Below are 2,133 nucleotides of genomic sequence, written 5' to 3' on the forward strand. Positions count from 1 at the left end.
CGGCCGTCCCCGCCCCCCGCCCCCCGGACGTTCCGGGCACCGCGGGCACCGCCCCGCACGGGGCCGGCGCCTCGGGTGAGGGACGATGAGCGGCGCGTCCGGCACGGCCGGGCCCGCGATCGCCGTCGTCGGCGCGGGATGCCGCTACCCGGACGCGGCGTCCCCCGCGCGGCTCTGGGAGAACGTGCTGACCGGCCGGCGCGCGTTCCGTCCGCTGCCGCCCGGACGGCTCAACCTCGCCGACTACGGGGGCGACGGCCCGGACTCGACCTACGTCCGGACCGCGGCCGTCCTCACCGACTGGACGTTCGACCGCGCCCGGCACCGGGTGTCCGGGGCGGCCCACCGCGTCACCGACCCGGTCCACTGGCTCGCGCTGCAGGTCGCCGCCGAGACGCTGGAGGACGCCGGGTTCCCCGGGCTGCGCGGGCTGTCCCGCGACCGCGTCGGCGTGGTCCTCGGCAACTCCCTGACCGGCGAGTTCAGCCGCGCGGGACTGCTGCGGCTGCGCTGGCCGTACGTCGCCCGCGTCGTCCGGGACGCGCTCGCGGACGCCGGCCTCGGCGACGAGCGGGCCGCCGGGCTGATGGCCCGGCTGGAGCGCGGGTTCAAGGCCCCGTTCCCCGCGCCGACCGACGAGAGCCTGGTCGGCGGGCTCGCCAACGCCATCGCGGGCCGCGTCTGCAACCACTTCGACCTGCGCGGCGGCGGCTACACCGTGGACGGCGCCTGCGCCTCGTCGCTGCTGGCGGTGACGACGGCCTGCGCGGCGCTGGCGTCCGGCGACCTGGACCTGGTGCTGGCGGGCGGCGTGGACGCCAGCCTCGACCCGTTCGAGCTGGTCGGCTTCGCGCGGCTGGGGGCGCTCGGCACCGACGAGATGCGCGTCTACGACGCGCGGCCGACCGGGTTCCTGCCCGGCGAGGGCTGCGGGATGGTCGCGCTGATGCGGGCGGAGGACGCGCGCGGGGCGGGCCGCGTCCCGCTGGCGCTGATCCGCGGCTGGGGCGTCTCGTCCGACGGGGGCGGCGGACTGACCAGGCCCGCCCGCGACGGGCACGTGCTGGCCATGCGCCGCGCCTACGCGCGGGCCGGGTTCGGGCCGCAGACCGTCGCGCTGTTCGAGGGGCACGGCACCGGCACCGACGTCGGCGACCGGACGGAGCTGGAGGCGCTGATCGCCGTCCAGCGCGGACGCCGCCTGCCGCCCGCCGCGCTCGGCTCGGTCAAGGCCAACATCGGGCACACCAAGGCGGCGGCGGGCGCGGCCGGGCTGCTCAAGGCCGTCCTCGCGCTGCACCACCAGACCGTCCCGCCGACCGTCGGCTGCGAGACCGAGCACGAACTGCTGCGCGCCCCGGACGCGCCGCTGCGGACCGTCCGGGAGGCGGCCCCCTGGCCGGACGCGCCGCTGCGCGCCGGGGTGAGCGCCATGGGGTTCGGCGGTATCAACACCCACGTCGTCCTGGAAGCGGCCGAGCCACGCCGGACGGTCCGTCCGCGCCGCCTGCCCGCGGGCGGGCTGGACACCGAGGTGTTCGTGCTGGCCGCCGCGTCCGCCGACGCGCTGGCCGGGAAACTGGAGCGGCTGGCCGAGCGCGCCGCGATCTGCTCCCGGGCCGAACACCTGGACATGGCCGCCGCCCTCGCCGACGCCGCGAGTGTCGCGGGTAGGCGGGGTGGTGCTGAGCCGGACACGGCCGTCCGCGCCGCGGTCGTGGCCCGGACGCCCGCCGAGCTCGCCGAATGGGCGCGGCGGGCGTCCGCGCGGGTGCGTGAGGGGGTGCCGTCCGGGCTGGTCAGCGGACCCGGATACTGGCTCGGCGGCGGACCGCCCGGACGCGTCGGACTCCTGTTCCCCGGGCAGGGCGCACCCGTCCGCACCGGCCACGGAGCGCTCGGCACGCTGCTGCCCGACCTCGAACCCGCGTCGCCTGCCCCGTCCGACCAGCCGGACGCTCCCGGCGCCGACCCGCACGACGATGTGGACACCGCCGTGGCGCAGCCCGCCGTGGTGCGGTCGTCGCTGGCCGGGCTGCGGCTGCTGGACGCGCTCGGCGTCGCGGCGGCGGGCGCGGCGGGGCACAGCCTCGGCGAGATCACCGCGCTGTGCTGGGCGGGCGCGCTCACCGC

Annotated in this window: 1 protein-coding gene; it reads left to right on the forward strand. The window is 78.8% G+C overall.

Going from position 1 to position 2,133, the window contains the following annotated elements; genetic code table 11:
• Positions 1–85: 85 nt before the first annotated feature.
• The coding region (locus DZF91_RS24590; RefSeq protein WP_268915972.1) for a beta-ketoacyl synthase N-terminal-like domain-containing protein at positions 86–2,133 on the forward strand (2,048 nt) is incomplete at its 3' end.

The sequence above is a fragment of the Actinomadura logoneensis genome (genome assembly GCF_003428695.1).
GTDB classification, from domain to species: domain Bacteria; phylum Actinomycetota; class Actinomycetes; order Streptosporangiales; family Streptosporangiaceae; genus Spirillospora; species Spirillospora logoneensis.